The sequence below is a fragment of the Pseudarthrobacter sp. fls2-241-R2A-127 genome (genome assembly GCF_030209355.1).
Classification (GTDB): domain Bacteria; phylum Actinomycetota; class Actinomycetes; order Actinomycetales; family Micrococcaceae; genus Arthrobacter.
The window spans coordinates 170,700-192,267 of the sequence record NZ_JARVSF010000012.1; the positions used below are offsets into that span (position 1 = coordinate 170,700).

Annotated in this window: 16 protein-coding genes; 13 read left to right on the forward strand and 3 right to left on the reverse strand. The window is 68.5% G+C overall.

The window, feature by feature from the left end; all coding sequences use genetic code 11:
- Window positions 1–47 precede the first annotated feature (47 nt).
- From QRN53_RS10020 to QRN53_RS10030, 3 genes are all read left to right on the forward strand, one after another.
- Window positions 48–974, forward strand: coding sequence for an AEC family transporter (locus QRN53_RS10020; protein WP_285243863.1), 927 nt, complete (start codon window positions 48–50; stop codon window positions 972–974).
- Window positions 975–1,007: 33 nt separating this feature from the next.
- On the forward strand, window positions 1,008–2,144 hold the full coding sequence (locus QRN53_RS10025) for an FAD-dependent oxidoreductase (RefSeq protein WP_285243864.1): 1,137 nt from the start codon (window positions 1,008–1,010) through the stop codon (window positions 2,142–2,144).
- 62 nt (window positions 2,145–2,206) lie between these two features.
- Window positions 2,207–3,307, forward strand: coding sequence for a D-TA family PLP-dependent enzyme (locus QRN53_RS10030; protein WP_285243865.1), 1,101 nt, complete (start codon window positions 2,207–2,209; stop codon window positions 3,305–3,307).
- Between the two features lie 7 nt (window positions 3,308–3,314).
- Here the strand turns inward: QRN53_RS10030 and QRN53_RS10035 are convergent, their stop codons facing one another.
- From QRN53_RS10035 to QRN53_RS10045, 3 genes are all read right to left on the reverse strand, one after another.
- Window positions 3,315–4,814, reverse strand: a complete 1,500-nt coding sequence (locus tag QRN53_RS10035; protein ID WP_285243866.1) for an MFS transporter — start codon at window positions 4,812–4,814, stop codon at window positions 3,315–3,317.
- Window positions 4,815–4,883: 69 nt separating this feature from the next.
- Window positions 4,884–7,514, reverse strand: a complete 2,631-nt coding sequence (locus QRN53_RS10040) for a trehalase-like domain-containing protein (RefSeq protein ID WP_285243867.1) — start codon at window positions 7,512–7,514, stop codon at window positions 4,884–4,886.
- Between the two features lie 197 nt (window positions 7,515–7,711).
- Complete coding sequence (locus tag QRN53_RS10045; RefSeq protein WP_285243868.1) at window positions 7,712–8,707, reverse strand: LLM class flavin-dependent oxidoreductase; 996 nt, start codon at window positions 8,705–8,707, stop codon at window positions 7,712–7,714.
- A 142-nt stretch (window positions 8,708–8,849) separates the two neighbouring features.
- Here QRN53_RS10045 and QRN53_RS10050 point away from each other — a divergent pair, with 142 nt between their 5' ends.
- From QRN53_RS10050 to QRN53_RS10095, 10 genes are all read left to right on the forward strand, one after another.
- Window positions 8,850–9,722, forward strand: coding sequence for an aldo/keto reductase (locus QRN53_RS10050; protein ID WP_285243869.1), 873 nt, complete (start codon window positions 8,850–8,852; stop codon window positions 9,720–9,722).
- Between the two features lie 24 nt (window positions 9,723–9,746).
- A complete protein-coding gene (locus QRN53_RS10055; protein ID WP_285243870.1) occupies window positions 9,747–10,445 on the forward strand; it encodes a type 1 glutamine amidotransferase domain-containing protein in 699 nt (232 codons plus the stop codon).
- Between the two features lie 291 nt (window positions 10,446–10,736).
- Window positions 10,737–11,663 carry an ABC transporter substrate-binding protein gene (locus QRN53_RS10060; RefSeq protein ID WP_285243911.1) on the forward strand — a complete coding sequence of 309 codons (927 nt, stop codon included), beginning with the start codon at window positions 10,737–10,739 and terminating at the stop codon, window positions 11,661–11,663.
- 135 nt (window positions 11,664–11,798) lie between these two features.
- Window positions 11,799–12,425, forward strand: coding sequence for a TetR/AcrR family transcriptional regulator (locus QRN53_RS10065; RefSeq protein WP_285243871.1), 627 nt, complete (start codon window positions 11,799–11,801; stop codon window positions 12,423–12,425).
- 100 nt (window positions 12,426–12,525) lie between these two features.
- On the forward strand, window positions 12,526–14,064 hold the full coding sequence (locus QRN53_RS10070) for an aldehyde dehydrogenase family protein (protein WP_285243872.1): 1,539 nt from the start codon (window positions 12,526–12,528) through the stop codon (window positions 14,062–14,064).
- A complete protein-coding gene (locus QRN53_RS10075; protein ID WP_285243873.1) occupies window positions 14,065–15,705 on the forward strand; it encodes a GMC family oxidoreductase in 1,641 nt (546 codons plus the stop codon).
- 145 nt (window positions 15,706–15,850) lie between these two features.
- The gene (locus QRN53_RS10080) at window positions 15,851–17,425 is read left to right on the forward strand and encodes an APC family permease (RefSeq protein WP_285243912.1); all 1,575 of its coding nucleotides are present in this window, start codon (window positions 15,851–15,853) and stop codon (window positions 17,423–17,425) included.
- A gap of 148 nt (window positions 17,426–17,573) precedes the next feature.
- Window positions 17,574–18,131 carry a hypothetical protein gene (locus QRN53_RS10085; protein ID WP_285243874.1) on the forward strand — a complete coding sequence of 186 codons (558 nt, stop codon included), beginning with the start codon at window positions 17,574–17,576 and terminating at the stop codon, window positions 18,129–18,131.
- The gene (locus tag QRN53_RS10090; RefSeq protein WP_285243875.1) at window positions 18,128–20,977 is read left to right on the forward strand and encodes an ATP-binding cassette domain-containing protein; all 2,850 of its coding nucleotides are present in this window, start codon (window positions 18,128–18,130) and stop codon (window positions 20,975–20,977) included. The genes QRN53_RS10085 and QRN53_RS10090 overlap by 4 nt, the downstream gene beginning before the upstream one ends.
- A 132-nt stretch (window positions 20,978–21,109) precedes the next feature.
- Window positions 21,110–21,544 carry a hypothetical protein gene (locus tag QRN53_RS10095; RefSeq protein ID WP_285243876.1) on the forward strand — a complete coding sequence of 145 codons (435 nt, stop codon included), beginning with the start codon at window positions 21,110–21,112 and terminating at the stop codon, window positions 21,542–21,544.
- The last annotated feature ends 24 nt before the right edge of the window (window positions 21,545–21,568 follow it).

A 21,568-nucleotide genomic window follows, 5' to 3' on the forward strand; every position in this document is an offset into this window, starting at 1 on the left:
CGGAGCGTGAAGTCCGGTAGACGCTCCCGCCGCCGCGGAGGGATCCCGTGCTAGGGGTCCTGGCAGGATTTTTCGTGGTCTGGTGCATCATCCTGGTGGGATGGTTTGTCGGCCGGCAAAAGATCCTCGGCGAGAACGCCCGCCCGGTGCTGAGCGGCCTCACCTTCTTTGTGGCCAGCCCGGCGCTGCTCTTTGAAACCCTGAGCAAGGCGCGCCTCCAGGAAGTCTTTGCCCAGCCTCTGCTGGTGACGGCGGTGGCCGCGATCACCACGGCCTCAATCTTCTTCCTGGTTGCCCGGTTCTGGCTCAAACGCGCCCTCCCGGAATCGCTGATGTCCGCCATGTCCGCCTCGCTGGCGAACTCCGCCAACCTGGGTATTCCCATCGCGGTATATGTCTTGGGTGATGCCAGTTATGTGGCACCGCTGCTGATCTTCCAGTTGGCTTTCTTCACCCCGATGTTCCTGATGGTCCTGGATTCAAGCACCAGCGCCCACCGCACTACCCCCCTGCGGTTTGTGCTGATGATCCTGCGGAACCCGATGATCGTCGGTTCCGCGCTGGGCCTGGTGGTGGCCGGCACCGGATTCCAGGTCCCGGCGCTGGTAATGGAACCCATCCACCTGATTGGGGGTGCCGCGATTCCCGCGATGCTGATCGCCTTCGGGATGAGCCTGAACGGCACCCGCCCCCTGCAGGCTTCCGCCGGGCGCCGGGTGGACACCCTGCTGGCGAGTGCTTTCAAGCTCGCCGTCCAGCCGGCCCTTGCCTACGTTTTCGCCCGCTTCGCGCTGGGAATGGACGGCCATGCCCTGTTCGCGGTGGTGGTCACCTCGTCGCTCCCCACAGCCCAGAACGTGTTCGTCGCTGCCAGCCGTTACAAGACCGGGCTCACCGTGGCCAAGGACACCGTGCTGATCACCACCGTGGTGGCGGTGCCGGCGATGATCGGCGTCGCGCTCCTGTTGGCGTAGCTTTTGATCGCATGACCCCAGCTTGGAGGGCTGATGAATACCATTCTTGACACCGTGGTGATCGGCGGCGGCGCCATGGGCTCGGCCGCCGCCTGGGCGCTCTCACGCCGCGGCCGCCAGGTGACGCTGGTGGAGCAGTTCGGTCCCGGGCACAAGATCGGCGCCTCGCATGGCGCCACCCGGAACCTGAATCCGGGCTACCACCAGCCGGACTACGTGGCCATGCTGGCTGAGGGTTTGTCGCTGTGGGAGGAGCTGGAGCAGGAGAGCGGCGAGCAGTTGCTGGCGCGCACGGGCATCGTCAACCACGGCCCGGGCTTCGACCCGCAGCAGGTGGCCGCGGCGCTTGAGTCGGCCGGGATCCGCGCCGAGTTCCTGGTGCCGGCGGAAGCCGGTGAGCGGTGGCGCGGCATCCGCTTCGACCGGCAGGTCCTGCACATGCCGGACGGCGGCCAGCTTAATCCGGAGGCCGCCCTGCCCGCGTTCCAGCGGCTGGCAGCGGCCCGGGGCGCGGACATCAGGCACCACACCAAGGTGGCGGACTTCAAGGTGTTCGACGACGGCGTGCGGCTGACGCTCGAATCCGGCGCGGGCACCGAGGTGGTCACCGCAGTCCAGGCCGTGGTGACTGCCGGCGGCTGGACGGAGAAGCTGCTGGGCAGGCTTGCCGGGACGGAGCGCATCCGGATCCCGACGCTGCGGGTCACGCAGGAGCAGCCGGCGCATTTCCGGGTGGCAGACGCCGGGGCAGTGTGGCCGGGATTCAACCATTACCCGGGCGCGGACTACCAGGGCTGGTACTCCCCCGTTTACGGCATGCAGACTCCCGGTGAGGGCATCAAGGCCGGCTGGCATGGTGTTGGCCCGGTGGTGGACCCGGACCGCCGGGATTTCCTGCCGGAGCCGACCCAGCTCGCCGCCTTGCAGGCGTACGCGCGGGAGTGGCTCCCGGGGGTTGATGCCGACCGGTTCGAGGCCATCAGCTGCACCTACACCACCACCCCGGACGAGGATTTCGTCCTGGACCGGGTGGGGCCAGTGGTGATCGGGGCAGGGTTCTCCGGCCACGGCTTCAAGTTCACGCCGGTAATCGGCCGGATCCTCGCGGACCTTGCCACCGGGACGCAGGACGCCCCCGCCATCTTCAGGGCATCCCGCCAGCGGCACTGAAGGAAACAGGGGGCTCCCATGGTGCGTCAACGGGCGCTGCCCGACCTAGAGAAAGAGAACCAGTGATGACAATCCCAGAAGAAGTCGACACTCCAGAGATCCTGGTGGACAGGGATGTGCTCCAGCGGAACATCGACCGCATGGCCGCTGCCGTCCACGCGAAAGGCTTGAGCCTCCGGCCCCACGTGAAAACCCACAAGGTGCCCGAAATCGCGCAACTGCAACTGGCGGCCGGTGCAGTCGGCATCACTGTAGCGACCCTCGGGGAGGCTGAAGTGTTTGCAGAACACGGAGCTGCCGACATCTTCATCGCCTACCCCATCTGGGTGGGTCCCCGCCAAGCCGAACGCCTGCGCCGGCTTGCCGGCACCACAAAGATCTCAGTAGGGCTGGATTCACCGGAGGCCGCCCAAGCTATGGGAGCGTCCTTGGAAGACGCAGCCGGCGACTTTGACGTGCTGCTGGAAATCGACAGCGGCCATCACCGAAGCGGAATCGCACCCGGTGCGGTGGTTGACGTGGCCCACGCCGCGGCACGCGCCGGCCTGAGGGTCAGCGGCGTCTTCACCTTCCCGGGCCACAGCTACGCCCCCGGGATGCCCCTGAAAGCAACCCAAGAAGAACAGTCGGCACTCGAACAGGCCTCGGACCTGCTCACACAAGCAGGATTCGACATCCGGCACCGCAGCGGCGGTTCAACTCCCACCGCCACCATCACCGGTGATTCCGTAGCCACCGAGGTCCGGCCAGGAGTCTACGTCTTCGGGGACGCCCAGCAGCTGGAACTGGAACGATGCGCCCCTGAAGACATCGCACTGACCGTCGCCGCAACAGTGGTAAGCCGGCATGAGGGCGACGACGTCATACCACGAAGGATCGTCCTGGACTCCGGCAGCAAAATCCTGGGCGGCGACAGACCTGCGTGGGCCACCGGCTTTGGACGGCTGCTCGACTTTCCCGAAGCACGCATCACCGCCCTCTCCGAACATCACGCGACCGTGGTCTGGCCGGCAGACGCGGAGCTCCCGGCTCTGGGACAGCGGTTACGGGTCATACCGAACCACGTATGCGTGGCGGTGAATCTCGTTGACGACCTTACTGTCGTCAGCGGCGGCAGGATCGTGGACCGCTGGCGCGTAGCCGCGCGCGGAAAGAACAAATAGGACCCACTTAGGGCTTGTCTACGGGAACATCTCCGCGGGCGGAAGCCTGGCTGGAGCTCCCTTCCGCCTGGGTGGCTGGCTCCGCATCGGGTGTGCCGCCGTCTTCGGCCTTCATGGCGGGCATGGACAGCACCGCGGCCACCGTGAGCAGGCCGGCCACGAGCGCGGCAAGGAACACGGCTCCGGACGCGCTGATCACCGTGGCAGGATCGGCGTCGCCGCCGCCGCTCCCGCCGTAGATGGAGTTGGCAACGGCACCGAAGACGGCCACGCCCAGGGCGCTGCCGATGGACCGGGCAAACATGTTTGTGCTGGTCACCACGCCGCGTTGGTTCCACGGCACGCTGGACTGGGCGGAGATCAGGGTGGGGGTGGCCAGCAGGCCCAGGCCAAGGCCCACCACGAAGCAGCTGACCGCGATCAGCGCCACATTGGGCGAGGCGGCAGTCAGCGACAGGATCAGCAGGCCCGCCACCGCGATGGCAATGCCGATCAGGGCGGTGGATTTGAAGCCGATCCGCAGGTAGAACTTCCCGGCCTGCGAGGCACTGAGCGGCCAACCGAGGGTCAACGCGGCGAGCGCCAGGCCGGCCACCAGCGGCGAGGAGGACAGCGCGCCTTCCAGGAAGGTGGGCACGTAGGAAGTCAGCCCGATCATCATCGCTCCGACGCCGAAGGAGACCAGCGCGGTGGTGGCCAGCAGGCGGCGGGAGACCACCCAGGCTGGGAGGATAGGTTCCGCCGCGCGCCGCTCCACGAGGAGGAATGCCACCAGCAGCACGCCGCCGACCACGAACACGCCAATGCTGATGGGCGAGTTCCACGCCCATGCCTGGCCGCCCTGCAGGGCGCCAAGGATGAGCAGGCCCAAGGATCCGGCCAGCAGCACGGCGCCGGCATAATCCACCTTGTGCTTGGCACGTTCCACGTTTTCGTGCAGGGTGCGGACCAGCATCCAGCCGGCCAACAGGCAGAGCGGGACGTTGACCAGGAAGATGCCGCGCCAGATGCCGAGCGCGGAGAAGATGCCGCCCAGGCTGGGGCCTACCACCGAGGAAACGGCCCACACGCTGGCCAGGTAGCCCTGGACCTTGGCGCGTTCCTGCAGGGTGTAGATGTCACCGGCGATGGTCACGGAAACCGGCAGCACCGCCCCGGCGCCGAGTCCCTGCAGGGCCCGGAAGGCAATCAGCGAAGGCATGCTCCATGCCAGGCCGCAGAGGACCGAGCCAAGCAGGAACAAGCCGATGCCGGTGAGGATGATCGGCTTGCGGCCGGCCATGTCGGAGAGCTTGCCGTAGATGGGCACGGAGACCGCCTGCGCCAGCAGGTAGGCGGAGAAGAGCCAGGGGAAGGAGGAGAAGCCGCCCACGTCACGGACGATCGACGGCACTGCGGTGGCGACGATGGTGGAGTCGATGGCCACCAGTCCGGTGGACAGCATGAGGGCAATGAGGATGGGGCCCCGTTCAGAACGGAACCCGACTCCCTGGGCGCGGGCGGTCATCAGTGGTCTCGTTTCGGTGTTTGGTGCCTGGTACCTCCACTCTAGCCACCCGTCCGGGGCGCGTACCGGCTAGCGCCTGCCCTGGTGTGCGTCCAGGAGCCGGGCGCAGCGGATGAAGCCCAGGTGCGAGTAGGCCTGCGGGTGGTTGCCGAGGTGGGTTTCGGTGCCCGGATCGTATTCTTCCGGGAGCAGTCCGGTGGGGCCGAAGAGGTTCACCAGCTGGTCGAACAGGTCCCAGGCCTCGTCGATGCGGCCCACGGCCACGTAGGCCTCGATCAGCCAGGTGGTGCAGATGTGGAACCCGCCCTCCAGGCCCGGCAGGCCGTCGTCGTACCGGTAACGGAACACGGTGGGGCCCACCCGCAGTTCCCGTTCGACGGCGGTGACGGTGTCCAGGAAGCGCTGGTCGGTGACCTCCAGCAGGCCGGAGAGTCCGATGTGCAGGACGGCGGCGTCAAGGTCCGGGCTGTCGTAGGCCACGGTGTAGGACCTGGCCGATTCGTCCCAGCCCTCGCGGAGCACCTCATCGCGGATGGTTGCCGCCGTGGGCGCCCAGGCCGGGTCCGGCTGGCGGCCGTGGCGCGCTGCCGTCCGCAGTGCCCGGTCCAGGGTGACCCAGCACATCACTTTCGAGTAGACGTGGTGGCGGGCTGCGCGCCGGGCCTCCCAGATCCCGTGGTCCGGTTCGTGCCAGCGGGCCAGGACGGCCGATGCCATCTGCACCATCAGGTCCCAGTGGGCGTCGTCCAGCGAGCCCTCACGCCCGCTGAGCGCGTGGATCAGTTCGGCGACGGGCCCAAAGACGTCCAGCTGGACCTGGTGGTCGGCCGCATTGCCGATCCGCACCGGGCGGGACCCCGCGTACCCCGGCAGGCTGTCGACGACGGCCTCCGTGGAGAGCGGTGCGCCGGTTACCGAGTACAGGGGGTGCAGCCATTCGGGGCCCGGGGCGTGTTCGAGGATGCGGCCCAGCCAGTCCAGGAAGCCCGCGGCCTCGGCAGTGGAACCCAGGTCCACCAGCGCGTTGACTGTCATGGAGCCATCGCGCAGCCAGCAGTACCGGTAGTCCCAGTTCCGTGTCCCGCCGATGCCCTCGGGCAGGGACGTGGTGGGTGCGGCGAGGACGGCGCCCGTGGGCTGGTGCACCAGGGCACGGAGTACCAGCGCGGATCGTCGCACCAGGGAGGGTTTGACGGAGGGCAGGTCGAGGTCCTGCACCCACTGCCGCGAGTGCAGGGCAACCGCGGCCCGACGCTCCGTTTCCCCGCCGGGATCCGCGGGCTGCGGTTCGGTATCGCCGCAGCGCAGGTTCAACACCACGGGGCCGTCCTGCAGGTTCACCGACGCCGTGGCCGTGGCGTGGATGCCGTCCGAGGCGATGCTGAAGGTCACCCCCGGCGCGAACAGGATGATTGGCTCGGACGTGCCCACCACATGCAGTTCCTCGCCGCGGGCTTCCATGCTGAACGGGGCGTTGGCGTAGTCCGGCCGGGGCGCGAAGGTGATCCTCGCGGCGCCGTGGCCGGAGAGCACCCGCACCAGGCTGGTGATGCCGTCCGGGGCGGGCTCCAGGTAGTCGGTTACCGTCACGTCCGCCCACCGGGTTTCGACGATCATGGTGCTGTCCACGTACCGTTGGCCCAGCACCTGGGAGGCTTTGACCGGTTCCACGGAGAAGTGGCCGGCAGCGTCGCCACCCAGGATGTGGGCAAACAGGGATCCGGAGTCCGGCAGCGGGTGGCTCATCCAGCAGATCTTCGCGTCCGGGGTCAGCAGCGCGGTGGAGGAGCCGTTGCCGATCATCGAGTGCCGTTCCAGGCCGACGGCGTCCTCCCCGAACAGCCAGGCCCGGCGCAGTTCGAAGAGGAGGGCCAGGACGCGGGCGAAGGCTTCGGGGTCCCGGACGCGGTGGGCGGCGGCGGTCTCCCCGGGCCCGACCCGCAGCCCCAGGTCCGGTCCGCGGAGGGTGGCGATGGCCAGTTCGTCGCTGTAGGCGTCACCGGCGAACATGGCGGCGCTGGCGCCGAGCCGGGAGCGGAGGCTTTCCAGTGCTTCCGCCTTGGACGGCTCCACCACGGAGAGGTCCAGCACGGAGCCGTCCACGATGAAGAACAGGCCATGGAGGCGGGCGATTTCCCGGGCGGTTTCCGTGACCGATTCGACCACCTCCGGCGGCGCGGGCCGGGTGTGGACGGAAACGGCCACGGGCTTGCGTTCGATCCAGATGCCCTCTTGGAAGCCCACGGCCTCGTTGAGCGCGGCGTTGACCTTGAGCAGGACGGATTCGGTGGCCAGGCTCTGGGCATGCGCGAAGCCCATGTCCGACTCCGCACCGTGCGACCCGATCAGGTGGACCTCCACGGGCAGCCGGGACACCGCCGCCAGGTCGCGCAGGGACCGGCCGGAAATGATCGCCGCATGCGTGTTGGGCAAGGCTGCCAGGGCGCGGAGTGCGATGGCCGCGTTGCCCAGGGGCAGGATCTCCGTGGAGATTCCTTCGGCCTCGCAGAGGGTCCCGCCGTAGTTGCAGGCCACCAAAAGGGAGGGCACGCGGGCCAGTACTTTGAGTTCGGCCAGCAGTGCGGGGGTGAGCCCGTTGTCCGCGGCATCCGACTGGATGAAGGCGCGGAGCATTTCCAGCGGGAGCGAACGGGTGAGCAGCGCGGATTCCGCCACGCTTTGGTTCAACGGCGTAGGCATCCAGGTACCCCTTCGAGGCAGAACCAGGCCGGGAACTCAGCCGCTGGATCGCCTGCGGACTACCGGTTGGTGCCCCGCCCGGAAATCCCAGCAATCCCTGACGGGGCAGTATCCATCTTCAGCCGCGGGGGTTTCCCCCGAAAGTCGCTTTTATTGCGTCCGTGTAAAAGCAGCGCACCGGCCCGGCGGCGAAAGCCTCAGGCGCCCACCCGGGCCAGTCCGGCGGCTTCGGCCAGCAACTCGACGGAGCGCAGCCGCGCCTCGGTACCGGTGCTCTGGTGCGCCACGATGAGTTCGTCGGCGTCGGCGTGCTTGCCGAAATCAGCCAGGTAGTCCACCACGGCGTCCGGCGTGCCCACGGCGGAGTAGCGCATCATCTGGGCGACGTGCTGGCCCTGCGGGGAGTCCAGGACCATGTCCGCTTCGTCGTCGGTGAACTCGCGGCCGCCGCCGAAGAACAGCGAGACGCGTGCGCGCTTGGTGGCCTGGAACATGGCTTGGGCCTCGGACGCCGAGTCGGCGGCGATCACGTTGACGCCGGCGATCACGTGCGGCGCGTCGAGCTGGGCTGAGGGCTTGAACTCGCGGCGGTAGATGGCCACGGCGTCCTGCAGGGCGGCCGGGGCAAAGTGCGAGGCGAACGCGTACGGGAGGCCCAGCTGCGCGGCGAGCCGGGCGCCAAACAGGGATGATCCCAGGATGTAGAGCGGAACGTTGGTCCCCTTGCCCGGGGTGGCCTCGACGCCCTGGATGCGGGTGGGGCCGGTCAGGTAGCCCTGCAGTTCCAGGACATCCTGCGGGAAGCTGTCCGCGGACATCGGGTCCCGGCGCAGGGCGCGCATGGTGTTCTGGTCACTGCCGGGTGCCCGCCCCAGGCCCAGGTCGATCCGGCCCGGGTGAAGGGTTTCCAGGGTGCCGAACTGTTCGGCGATGGTCAGCGGCGAGTGGTTGGGCAGCATGATGCCGCCGGCGCCCAGCCGGATGCTTTCGGTGTGCGCGGCCACGTGGGCAATCAGCACGCTGGTGGCGGAGGAGGCGATGGAGGACATGTTGTGGTGCTCCGCGTACCAGACCCGCCGGTACCCCAGCTTCTCGGCGCTTTGCGCCATGGCCACGCTGCCCGCGAAACTCTCCGACGCCGTCTGGCCTTTGCCGATGGTTGCCAGGTCAAGGATGGAGAGGGGAAGAGTCACGTCAGGTGCCGGCCTTTCAAAAACGTTGCGTAGGGTGGTGCCGGCCGGATTGCGGCGGGCACTTGGTGCATAACGACGGCGGCCCCCGGCTTATTTCTTCGGCCTGCGGAATACTCAGCACACTTATGAGGTTGCCGCCCCTATGAGCCAAGATTCAACGAAGCAGCTGGAACTGTCCGCAACGATCGACCTCAAGGACGTGGGAACCGTGCACCGGCTCGGTTTCGGTGCCATGCGCATCGTCGGTGACGGGGTGTGGGGTGAGCCCGCAGACCGCGCCGCTGCCGTGGCCGTGCTGCGCCGCGCCGTCGAGCTCGGCGTGGATTTCATCGACACCGCCGACTCCTACGGCCCCAACATCAGCGAGGAAATCATCGCGGAGGCCCTGCACCCGTACAAGGAGGGACTGAAGGTCGCCACCAAGGTGGGCTTCACCCGCACCGGGCCCAACAAGTGGATCCCGGTGGGCCGCCCCGAATACCTGCGCCAGCAGACGGAACTGAGCCTGCGGAAGCTGAAGGTGGACACCTTGGACCTGCTGCAGCTGCACAGGATCGATCCCAAGGTGGACGCCGAGGAGCAGTTCGGCGTGCTGCGCGAACTCCAGGACGAGGGCAAGGTCCGTGCCCTGGGCCTGTCGCAGGTGAGCGTCGCGGAGTTGGAAGCGGCCGGGAAGCACTTCACCGTGTCCACGGTCCAGAACCGTTACAACCTGACCGACCGGTCCTCCGAGGACGTCCTGCGGTACTCGGAGGAAAACGGCATCGGGTTCATCCCGTGGGCACCCATTTCCGCGGGCGAGCTCGCCAAGCCGGGCGGCCCGCTGGATGAAGCCGCCAAGCGCCTGGGCGCCACCACCTCCCAGGTGGCCCTGTCCTGGCTGCTGCGCCGCTCCCCCGTGATGATGCCCATCCCCGGCACCGGTTCCATTCCCCACCTCGAAGAAAACATGGCCGCCGCCGGCCTCACGCTCGACGACGATACGTACGCCGAGCTCGAAGCCGCCGGCAAGTAGAAACCCAACGACAGGAGAAACACCATGGCAAACATCCTGATGGTCGTCTCGGCCGCCGATTCCCTCACCATGAAGGACGGCAGCGAACACCCCACCGGCTACTGGGCGGAGGAGCTGGTGGTCTCCCACCAGACCCTGACCGATGCCGGTAACACCGTCCACATCGCCACCCCCGGCGGCAGGAAGCCCACCGTGGACCAGGTAAGCCTGGCCCCCGAATCGGCAGGCGGCGAGGACCGCGCGCAGGGTTTCCGCGACTACCTGGCCAAGATCGACGGCGAGCTGGCGCACCCGCTGGTCCTCGCCGACGTCGACATCAACGGCTATGACGCCGTGGTGATGCCCGGCGGCCACGGCCCCATGGCCGACCTGTTCAAGGACGCGGACCTGGGCCGCCTGCTGGTGGCAGCCAACAAGGACGGGAAGGTCATTGCACCGTTCTGCCACGGTCCCGCGGGGCTGCTGAGCGCAACGGACGACGACGGCGGGTTCGCTTTCAAGGGCCGGCGCCTGACGGTCTTCACCAACGAGGAAGAGCTCGGCGGCGGAACGGGCGAGAACACCCCGTGGCTGGTGGAGGACGCGCTCAAGGAGAAGGGTGCCGTCGTCGAAAACGGCGCGGCCTGGTCCTCCAACGTGGTGCGCGACGGCAACCTCATCACCGGGCAGAACCCGCAGTCCAGCGAGGACGTGGCCAAGGAAGTCCTGGCCGCGCTGAGCTAGGCGGCAACAGTTCCGAGGCAACGGAAGAGGGGACCAGTTCACACACTGAACTGGTCCCCTCTTTGCCGTATTCCGGCCGTGTCACCTGCCGCAAAATATGACCCCGCCGGTCCTCCGGTGAACCGCCGTTACTCCCCGTATCCCAGGGTTTCGCGGGCCTTTGATTCCCCCTCCGAAGCTGCCGGATAGTTGCTGCAACGCGCACTCCCGCCGCATCTTTCGGCCCCTTCCAGGAGGAACTATGCCCATCAAACCAAGCCTGCCGCCGTCGCGGCCCTTGCCGTCTCGGCCCTGCTGGGACTGGCTGCCTGCTCCGATCCGGGCGCTTCGGCGGCGACAGCACCGTCGTCGTCCACCGCCAGCGCCGCGGGCAGGACCTTCAACCTGTCACCGCAGCAGGACCGCTTCCCGGTGGCCAAGGACGCCGCCGCGGCGGCCCTGGTGCCTGAGGCCATCAAGGCCGACGGCAAGCTCACGGTGGTGACCACGGGCGGCGCCGCGCCGTTGAGCCTGTTCGCCACGGACAACAAAACCCTGATCGGCAGCGAGGTTGACATCGCCTACGCCGTGGGCGGGGCCCTGGGACTGGACGTCGAGGTCCTGCCCGTCGCCTGGGCGGACTGGCCGCTGGGCATCGAATCCTCCAAGTACGAGGCCGTGCTGTCCAACGTGACCGTCACCGAGGCGCGCAAGGAAAAGTTCGATTTCGCCACCTACCGCAACGACCTCCTGGGCTTCTACGCCAAGAGCGACTCCGATATCGGGGAGGTCAAGGAAGCCAAGGACGTGGCGGGCAAGCGGATCATCGTGGGCTCGGGCACCAACCAGGAAGCGATCCTGGTGCGCTGGGACGAGGAGAACAAGAAGAACGGCCTGGCGCCGGTCCAGTTCCAGTATTACGACGACGATTCCGCCTCCAGCCTGGCCCTCCAGTCCGGACGTGCGGACCTGACGTTCGGACCCAACGCCGCTGCGGCGTACAAGGCAGCGCAGGACGGGAAGACCAAGCAGGTGGGCACGCTGAACGGCGGCTGGCCACTGACGGCGCAGATCGCCTTCACCACCAAGAAGGGCAACGGGCTGGCAGTTGCTGCGCAGGCAGCCCTGAACCACCTGATTGACGACGGCACCTACGCCAAAATCCTGGACCGCTGGGGCCTCTCCTCCGAGGCCGTGCAAAAGTCCGAACTGAACCCGGCGGGCCTGCCTAAAAAATAGGCGGCCTGCCGACGAAGGAATCCCCGCCCGAAGACCTGCCCGGCGGGGATTTTTCTGTGGCGCCGCAGGCTGGTTTCAACCGCCCGTGGGCCCGGCAAAGTGCGCTCCGGACCGGTTAGGCAATAGTCTGGCCCGATGGGGACCAGTGCCGTGAACTCCGGCGAACAGATGGACAGGCAGACCCGCATCCTTGATGCGGCGATGGATTTGCTGTCCCGCCACGGCATCTCGGGCGTGAGCATGCGCGCCGTGGCACGCGAGGCCGGCGTGGCGCTGGGCCTGGTCAACTACTACTACGACGACAAGACCACCCTGATCCGGGCTGCCCTTCGCCGGGTGGATGAGCATGACGTTGCGCTCGTCGCCCCGGACCCGTCGCTGGCCCCCGATGAACGGTTGCGCCAAGCACTGCGGCAGGTGGCGGGCGCAGATTTACTGACCACCCGCTACCTGTCACTGCGCTTGCACCTGTGGGCCCTGGCCCGGGCCGACGAGGATTACGCCCAGATCAACGCCGCCGCGTTCGACCGGTACCTGGACGGGCTCGCCACACTGGTGTCCAATGCGATTCCCGAACTCCCGTGGAAGGCGTGCAGGGATCGGGCCGCGGATATTGTCGTCATCCAAAACGGGATGTGGTTGACCGCCCTCCTCGGCGTGGACCGCGCTGCCACCCAGCGGAGCATTGCCCGTACGGAGGAGATCGCCTTCGCGCCGGTTCCGGACGACACAGGGACCTCCCCGGAACCCGGCCTGGCCTGAGGCTACCGGCCCTGCCACGCGGGCAGTGCCGGGCGTAGCATTGAACGACTGTTCAAGAAAAGTATTGAACAGTCGTTCAATCTCCATTACTGTGCTCGGTATGACTTACGCCACAGCAGACGGAGACGCCGCCGCACGCGCCCTCCCCGACACGCCCCGCACCCTGTTCATCAACGGCCGCTGGGAACCGGCAGCCTCCGGCGCCGCCCGGGAGATCCGCAACCCCGCCGACGGCGAAGTAGTCGCCATGGTGTCCGAAGGCGACCGCGAGGACGCCGAACGCGCCATTGCCGCGGCCCGGGCAGCCTTCGACTCCGGAGTGTGGTCTTCCGTCCCGGCCCCCGAGCGCGGCACGTTCCTGCTCAAGGTTGCCGCCGGCCTGCGGGAGCACCGGGAAAAGTTTGCCCGCGCCGAGTCGCTGGACACCGGTAAGCGCATGGTGGAAAGCCGCATCGACATCGATGACATCGCCGCCTGCTTCGAGTACTTCGGCAGGCTCGCGGGCCAGCAGCCGGGCCGCGTTGTGGACGCCGGGAATCAGGACGTCGTCAGCCGGATCGTCTATGAACCGGTCGGCGTCTGCGGCCTCATCACACCGTGGAACTACCCCCTCCTCCAGGCCGCCTGGAAGATCGCACCCGCGCTGGCAGCCGGCTGCACCTTCGTCCTCAAGCCGGCCGAATTAACCCCCTCCACCAGCATCCTGTGCATGCAGCTCATGCAGGACCTGGGCCTGCCCGACGGTGTCGCGAACCTTCTCACCGGACCCGGCACCAAGGTTGGGGCACCGCTGTCCGAACACCCCGACGTCGACCTCATCTCGTTTACCGGCGGACTGGAAACAGGCAAGCGCATCGCCGCCACCGCCGCCGCCACCGTCAAGAAAATTGCGCTTGAACTGGGCGGCAAGAACCCGAACGTCATCTTCGCCGACGCCGACTTCGATGCCGCCGTGGACAACGCGCTCAACGGTGCCTTCGTCCACTCCGGCCAGGTCTGCTCCGCAGGCGCCCGCCTGGTGGTGGAGGAATCCATCGCCGAACGCTTCGTGGATGAACTGGTGCGCCGCGCTGAGGGCATCCGCCTGGGCGGCCCCTTCGACGACGACGCCGAGACCGGCCCGCTGATCTCGGCAGGACACCGCGACAGTGTCCACGAATACGTCCAGCGCGGCATCGCCGAAGGCGCCCGGCTGAGGACCGGCGGCTCGGCGCCTTCCGGGGAGAAATACGACGCCGGGTTCTACTACCTGCCCACCATCCTGGACCAGGTGCAGCGCGGCATGTCAGTGGTCACCGACGAGGCGTTCGGCCCGGTGGTGACGGTGGAAACCTTCCGAACCGAGGATGAGGCCGTGGCAATCGCCAACGACACCATCTACGGCCTGGCCGGGGCCGTCTGGACGCAGGACGCCGGGAAGGCCCAGCGGGTGGCGGGCAGGCTGCGGCACGGCACCATCTGGATCAACGACTACCACCCCTACCTCCCCCAGGCCGAGTGGGGCGGCTTCGGCCAGTCCGGCGTCGGCCGCGAGCTGGGCCCCACCGGCCTGGCCGAATACCAGGAAGCCAAGCACATCTACCAGAACACCAGCCCGCAGGTTACCGGCTGGTTTGCTGACCACGGCAAGGAGAACTAGATGCACTACGACAACATTGAGGACGTGAGCGACCGCGGGTTCGACTACGTCGTGATCGGCGGCGGGTCCGCTGGCGCCGCCGTCGCCGCACGGCTCAGCGAAGACCCGGAGGTCACCGTCGCCCTCGTCGAGGCAGGCCCGGACGACCGCAACCTTCCCGAGATCCTCCAGTTGGACCGCTGGATGGAGCTGCTGGAATCCGGCTACGACTGGGACTACCCCATCGAGCCGCAGGAGAACGGCAACTCCTTCATGCGGCACGCCCGCGCCAAGGTGATGGGCGGCTGCTCCAGCCACAATTCCTGCATCGCCTTCTGGGCTCCGCGCGAGGACCTGGACGAGTGGGAGTCCAAGTACGGCGCCACCGGGTGGAACGCGGACGCCGCGTGGCCGCTGTACAAGCGGCTGGAAACCAACGAGGACGCCGGACCTGACGCACCCCACCACGGGGGCTCAGGCCCGGTGCACCTGATGAACGTGCCCCCGGCGGATCCTGCCGGCGTCGCGCTTTTGGACGCCTGCGAGCAGGCAGGCATTCCCCGCGCGAAGTTCAACACCGGCACCACCGTGGTCAACGGCGCCAACTTCTTCCAGATCAACCGGCAGGCGGACGGCACCCGCGCCTCCAGCTCGGTCTCCTACATCCACCCCATCGTGGACCGCGCCAACTTCACCCTGCTGACCGGGCTGCGCGCCCGCCAGCTGGTGTTCGACGCGGACAAGCGCTGCACCGGCGTGGACGTGGTGGACGGAGCCTTCGGCCGCACCCACCGGCTCACCGCCCACCGGGAAGTCATCGTGTCCACCGGCGCCATCGACTCCCCCAAGCTGCTCATGCTCTCCGGCATCGGCCCGGCTGAACACCTCACCGCGCACGGCATCGAGGTGCTGGTGGACTCCCCCGGCGTGGGCGAGCACCTGCAGGACCACCCCGAGGGCGTGGTGCAGTTCGAGGCGAAGCAGCCGATGGTGCAGACCTCCACGCAGTGGTGGGAAATCGGCATCTTCACCCCCACCGAGGAAGGCCTGGACCGCCCCGACCTGATGATGCACTACGGCTCCGTCCCGTTCGACATGAACACCCTTCGGCACGGCTACCCCACCACCGAGAACGGCTTCAGCCTGACCCCGAACGTCACCCATGCCCGCTCCCGCGGCACGGTGCGGCTGCGCAGCCGCGACTTCCGCGACAAGCCCATGGTGGACCCGCGCTACTTCACGGATCCGGACGGCCACGACATGCGCGTCATGGTGGCCGGCATCCGCAAGGCCCGCGAGATCGCCGCCCAGCCCGTCATGGCGGAATGGACCGGCCGCGAACTCTCGCCCGGCATCGAGGCGCAGACGGACGAGGAACTGCAGGACTACATCCGCAAGACCCACAACACCGTCTACCACCCGGTCGGGACCGTCCGCCTGGGCCCGGCCGACGACGACATGTCGCCGCTGGACCCCGAGCTGCGGGTCAAGGGCGTCACCGGGCTCCGGGTGGCCGATGCATCTGTCATGCCCGAACACGTCACCGTAAACCCCAACATCACCGTCATGATGATCGGCGAGCGCTGTGCCGACCTGATCCGTGCCGGACGCACCGGCGCCGATGGAACGAATGACAAGGAGCTGACCTCAGCCCTCGCCTGAGCGGCAGGACTTACGGGGGGCCGTCCTCCCCAAAGGCAACGGCCCCCACACACGTCATTCCGCCGCACCCCAGGGCGGCCTTCCATCGTGCTTTCTGATCCAGGAGTCCAATTTGGAACCCAGCAAGAGTATTGATTCAAGCGGCATGGACGAATTCGGCTACACCCAGACCCTGGACCGGAGCATCGGCAAATTTGCCAGCTTCGCCGCGGGTGTCAGCTACATCTCCATCCTCACCGGTGTTTTCCAACTGTTCTACTTTGGCTTTTCCATGGCCGGCCCGGCGTACGCCTGGTCGTGGCCCATCGTGTTCGTCGGCCAGCTGATGGTGGCCCTGTGCTTCGCGGAGCTGGCAGGCCGCTACCCGGTTGCCGGCTCGGTTTACAACTGGGCCAAGCGGTTGTCCTCCGGGACCTCGTCCTGGCTGGCCGGCTGGCTGCTGCTGCTCTCCTCCATCATGGCGCTGGGCTCCGTGGCCCTGGCCCTGCAGATCACCCTGCCGCAGCTCTGGTCCGGCTTCCAGTTCGTGGGCGACGGCACGGGCCCCTATGACTTCGCCATGAACGGCGTTGTGCTGGCCACCATCATGATCACCATCTCCACCCTCGTCAACGCGTTCGGCGTGAAGCTGATGACCCGGATCAACAGCATCGGCGTCTTCGTTGAGCTGATCGCAGCGGTGTTGCTGATCCTGGCCCTGGCCTGGCACGTGGTCCGCGGGCCGGAGGTCTTCTTCCAGACCAACGGCTTCGGCGAAGGCAAGGATCTTGGCTTCTTCGGCGTCTTCCTGATCGGCGCCATGGCCTCCGGCTACGTCATGTACGGCTTCGACACCGCCAGCTCGCTCGGCGAGGAAACCAAGGATCCCAAGAAGACCGCGCCCAAGGCCATCCTGCGGGCTGTCACGGCGTCCTTCCTGCTGGGCGGGGGAATCCTGCTGTTCGGCATCCTGGCAGCGCCGGACCTCACGGACCCGCAGATTGGTTCCCCCGACGGCGGCCTGCAGCACATCGTGCTCTCCGTCCTGGGCGGCCCGTTCGGCAAGGCCTTCCTGGCCTGCATCGTGGTGGCCGTGGTGGTGTGCACCCTGGCCGTGCACGCCGCCGCCATCCGGATGATGTTCGCCATGGCGCGGGATAACAACCTGCCCTTCAGCCGTCAGCTCAGCAAGGTCGATCCGGTCCGCCGGACCCCCACGGTCGCGGCGATCGTCATCGGCGTCCTGGCCGTGATCCCGCTGCTGGTGAACGTGATGCAGCCGGCTATCTTCACCATCCTGTCCAGCATCAGCATCGTGCTGATCTACCTGTCCTACCTCCTGGTCACGGTTCCCCTGCTGCGCAAGCGCCTCCTGGGGAAATGGCCGCTCGTTGCGGACGGTTCCGAGCCAGGGTTCTCCATGGGCAAGTGGGGCCTTCCCGTGAACATCCTCGCCGTCCTGTGGGGCGCCGCCATGACGGTGAACCTGGTGTGGCCCCGCCCGGAGATCTACAACTCGGTTCCGCCGTTCGAGTGGTACCTGCAGTGGGGCGGGGTGTTCTTCGTGGCCGCCGTCATCATCGGCGGGACCCTGCTTTACCGGCTGAAGATCCGCCACCAGACGGGGGTGCTGGCCGAGCACGCCGCGGCGGTCTCAGCCCACCCGTCGTCCAACGACCCACGGTACGACGCTGCGGACGAACCGGTGCCGGCCAACGCGGTCATGGCAACCGAGAGGTAGCAGCACTAAAACAGAACGGCCGACGACGGCACTCGCTTGAGTGCCGTCGTCGGCCGTTGTGCGTGGCCGGGTGCGTGCAGGGCCGAGATGCTGCGTCACAGAAGGCGCCGGCCTCCGGTTCCGGCCCGGCACGCCCTAACCTTGACAGGTGACATTGACTAAGACCCGCACCGCCGCCGCGAGCACCCTCGCCGCCGCCGGGCTGCTGTTGACCCTGGCCGCCTGCTCCACGCCGGCCGCCACCCAGTCTGCCCCCTCATCGTCCGCTTCCGCCCCTGCATCGGCGAGCGCGTCTGCCTCTGCAGGGCCCTGCGCCGGGGTGAAGGTAGTGGTGGATTCCGCGTCCCTGAAGCAGTCCGCCGCCGACACCTCCGCGTGCGTGCCTGTGGACGGACCCACCCTGGCATCGGATGTGCTGGGCAAAGCCGCGGTGAAGATCGAAGGCACCACCAAGTACCCCACGAGCTTCGCGTGCCGCGTCAACGGCGTGCCCGCTGCGGACTTCGACATCAAGCACAAGGGCGGCACCACCCGCGAAGCGTGCGATGACAAAAACACGATCTCTTATTGGGCCCTCTGGGTGGAGCCCGCCGCCGGCACGTGGGCATACGCGCAGGAAGGCCTGGACAGCCTCAAGCTCAGCCCCGGCGAGAGCCTGGAACTGCTCTACACCGTGGACAACGAGCCGGCCGCACCCGCGGCATGACCTTCCGACCCGCGCCGTTACGGGCGGCGGCGGCCCTCGCCGCCGTCTTCATCGCCGCGCGGGTCATCTACCGCATCCTCTTCAACGGGGCGGGCATCGGTGAGCCGCTGCTGCTGGCCATGCCGCAGCTGCGGCTTCCCGCGCCGTACGCCCACGTGGTCCTCCTCGGCCCGGTCACCGCTCCCGGCCTCTGGCAGGCGGTCCTGTCCGCGCTGCCGATTGCCGGGCTGATCCTGGGCTTCGGCCTGCTCAATGCATGGGTGGATGTGTCCCGCGGCTTTGTCCGGCTGGCCCGGGGCGGTCCGCTGCAGGGCGTGGCCCGGATGCTGGTAGTGGCGTGGGCGGCGCTCCCGGCGCTTGCCGACGCCGTGGCGTCGGTGCGCGTGGCCTTCAGGTTGCGGCGCGAACGCTTCGGCCCCCGGGCCTTGGTGCCCGTCCTGGAGCGAACCCTCGAACATGCCGGCCGGGTCGCGGCAGCCTTGGAGCTGCGCGGCTTCGCGGGCCGGCCGGCCGCCCCACCCGCCTCCGGCGGCGACGCGCCGCTGGTGGTCCGGGACGCCCAGTTCCGGATTGGCGCCGCACAGGTGCGGGCGGCCGGGTTCGCGCCCACCGGCGGATCCATCACGGTCATCACGGGCCCCACGGGCTCCGGCAAGTCCACCGTCCTGCGCGGCATCGCGGGGCTGCTCTCGCACGTCGACGGCGGTGGCATCACCGGCACGGTGCGCGTGGCCGGCCTGGACCGTGGTGCCGTGCCGCCGCGGGACACCGCCCGCCTCATCGGCGTGGTCCTGCAGAACCCCCGCGCGGCCTTTGCCAGCACGCGGGTCCGGGACGAGATCGGCGTGGCCCTGGAACTGCGCGGTGTGGCCCGGACGGCCGCCAAGGCCCGGGTGCTGGAGGTGGCGGAGCGGATTGGGGTGTCTGCCCTGCTGGACCGGAGCGTCAGCACCCTGTCGGCCGGCGAGGCTACGCTGGTGGCCATCGCCGCCGCCGTCGTGGATTACCCGCAGCTGCTCCTGGTGGACGAGCCGCTGGCCGACCTTGATTCCACCGCACGGGCCCGGGTGATCGCCGTGCTCAGCTCCCTGGCCCGCCACTCCGGGGTGTGCGTGGTCGTGGCGGAACACCGGGCCACAGCGCTGGTACCCGTCGCCGATTCGTGGTGGACCCTCGAGGGCGGCGCGCTGGTGCCCGGCACCGCTCCGTCCCCCACCCTTGTTCGTTCCGCTGAAGGTGCTGGCCGGCAGCCGGCGGACTCCGCACCCGTACTGAGCGCCACCAACCTTGCCGTGCACCGCAGCGGCACACCCCTCGTGCGGGAGGCGTCCCTGGCCTTGCAACCCGGCGAGATTGTGGCGCTGGTGGGCCCGAACGGGGCCGGGAAGTCCTCGCTGCTGATGGCGCTGGCCCTCGGCGAGGGCACCAGCGATGCAAGGACGGACGACGGCGGCCGGGTGGCGTTAGTGCCGGATGCTTCCGACGACCTTTTCACCCGGGACACCGTTGCCGCAGAGTTGAGGGCAGCGGAGCGGCGGCTGGCGCGTGCAAAGTCAGGTGGCCGGTCAGGCGGACGGCCTGCCGGGAAGCCCGCGCCCCGCACGGCGGAATCACGGCTGGCCCGGCTCCGGGGCGACGTCAGCATGCCGATCGGGCACGAACACCCCCGGGACCTGTCCGCCGGCGAGCGCAGGATCCTGGCCATCGCCCTGCAGACCATGGACCGGCCGCAGGCGCTCCTGATCGACGAGCCCACCCGCGGGCTCGATCCCGCGGCGCGGGCGGCGGTCGCGGCGGCGTTGCGGGCGGCTGCCGACGAGGGCGCCGCAGTCCTGTTCGCCACCCACGATCTTGAGTTTGCGCACCGCCTCGGAGCCAGGATCCTGCCTATGCGGGACGGGGTGGCGCCCTCCACCCTGGCAGCCTCGCCGGCAGAGGCTGCCGTCCCGGCGGCGCAACCTCTTGCACCGCCCCGGATCATCGAGCGCCGGCCGGACCTGCCCACTGCAAAGCCGGCCCGCCGCCCCCGGATGCCGCGGGCCGCGGAGCTGGCCGTGCTGGCGGCCGCCAACCTGCTGGCTTTGGCGGCCTTTTGCTGGCCGCTGCTTGCCGCGGCGCTTCCGCAGGACGCCGCCGCGGCCACCCCGTACGCTGCCCTGGCCATCGCACCCCTGGCCGCGGCCGCCGTCGTGGTGTCCCTGGACGGCTCGGTCCGCTCGGCACACACGGTGGCGCTGCTCGGCGTCCTCGCCGCGGTCGGTTCCGCGGTGCGGGTGGCGAGCACCGGCGTCGGCGGCGTGGAAGCCGTGTTCATCCTGCTGGTCCTGGCCGGCCGGGCCTTCGGTCCGCGGTTTGGCCTGCTTCTTGGCGCGGCCACCATCGCGGTCTCCAGCGCGCTGTGGGGCGGAATCGGCCCGTGGACGCCGTTCCAGATGTTCGCCTGCGGGTGGGTGGGTGCGGGGGCCGGGTTGCTCCCCCGCCGGGTGCGCGGCAAAGCCGAACTGTGGATGCTGGCCGGGTACGGCGTGGCGGCGTCCTACGTGTTCGGGCTGCTGCTCAACCTGTGGTTTTGGCCCTTCGCGGTGGGCAGCGGCACCGGGATTTCCTACGTTCCGGGCGCGCCCCTGGGCACCAACCTCAGCAGCTTCCTGCTCTACTCACTGCTGACGTCGACGGCGGGCTGGGACACACTGCGCGCCGTCACCACGGTCATTGGCATCGCGGTGGTGGGGCGGGCCGTCCTGGCCGCGCTCCGTCGGGTGAAGCCGGTAGCCGGCGCGGCGTCCGGTGGTGGCGGCCACGCCACCCCCACACCGGACTCCCCGGCCCACGCACATCGCAGGTAAATGCTTTCGCCGGATTCGGGTACCTGCCACCCGGGTGCCCGTTAGGCCGCGGCCGTACCTTGGACAGAGACGTTGCTGCGGCCCGTTCGGGTCGGGGCGCAGTGGCAAGACCAGTGAAGGAGAACGGCCAGCATGAGGCGTCGCGAAGCACCAGACTACGAGCCGACGCGTGACGACGCTGGATGGCGCTTGAAGCCGCGCCCGTGGCCTGTTGGCCCCAGCGAGAGCTACGGAAAAGTGGACTTTGATGACGGTGAGGGCAAGACCGTTCTCACTCTCTACATTCGCCGCGCGCCCGAAGAAGGCTACGTCCTCCACGTCGAGCACTTGGCCGCGCCGCTCCGGGTGGATGGCACGCTCCTTCGCCTGAGCCCGGCCCCTCCTGTGGACAGGGAGGCCGCGGACTTCCGCCGGATCTCCGCGGCCCGCACGGCCGCCGCCAAGGCCGCGGCCGAACTCGACGCAGCCGTCAACGCCGCCCGTGCGAAGGGCGACTCGTGGGAGGTTATAGGTGCCGCGCTTGGCACATCCGCTCGAACTGCCCGGGAGCGGTTCGGACATCACTGAGAGGATCACGGAGGCACCTTCGAA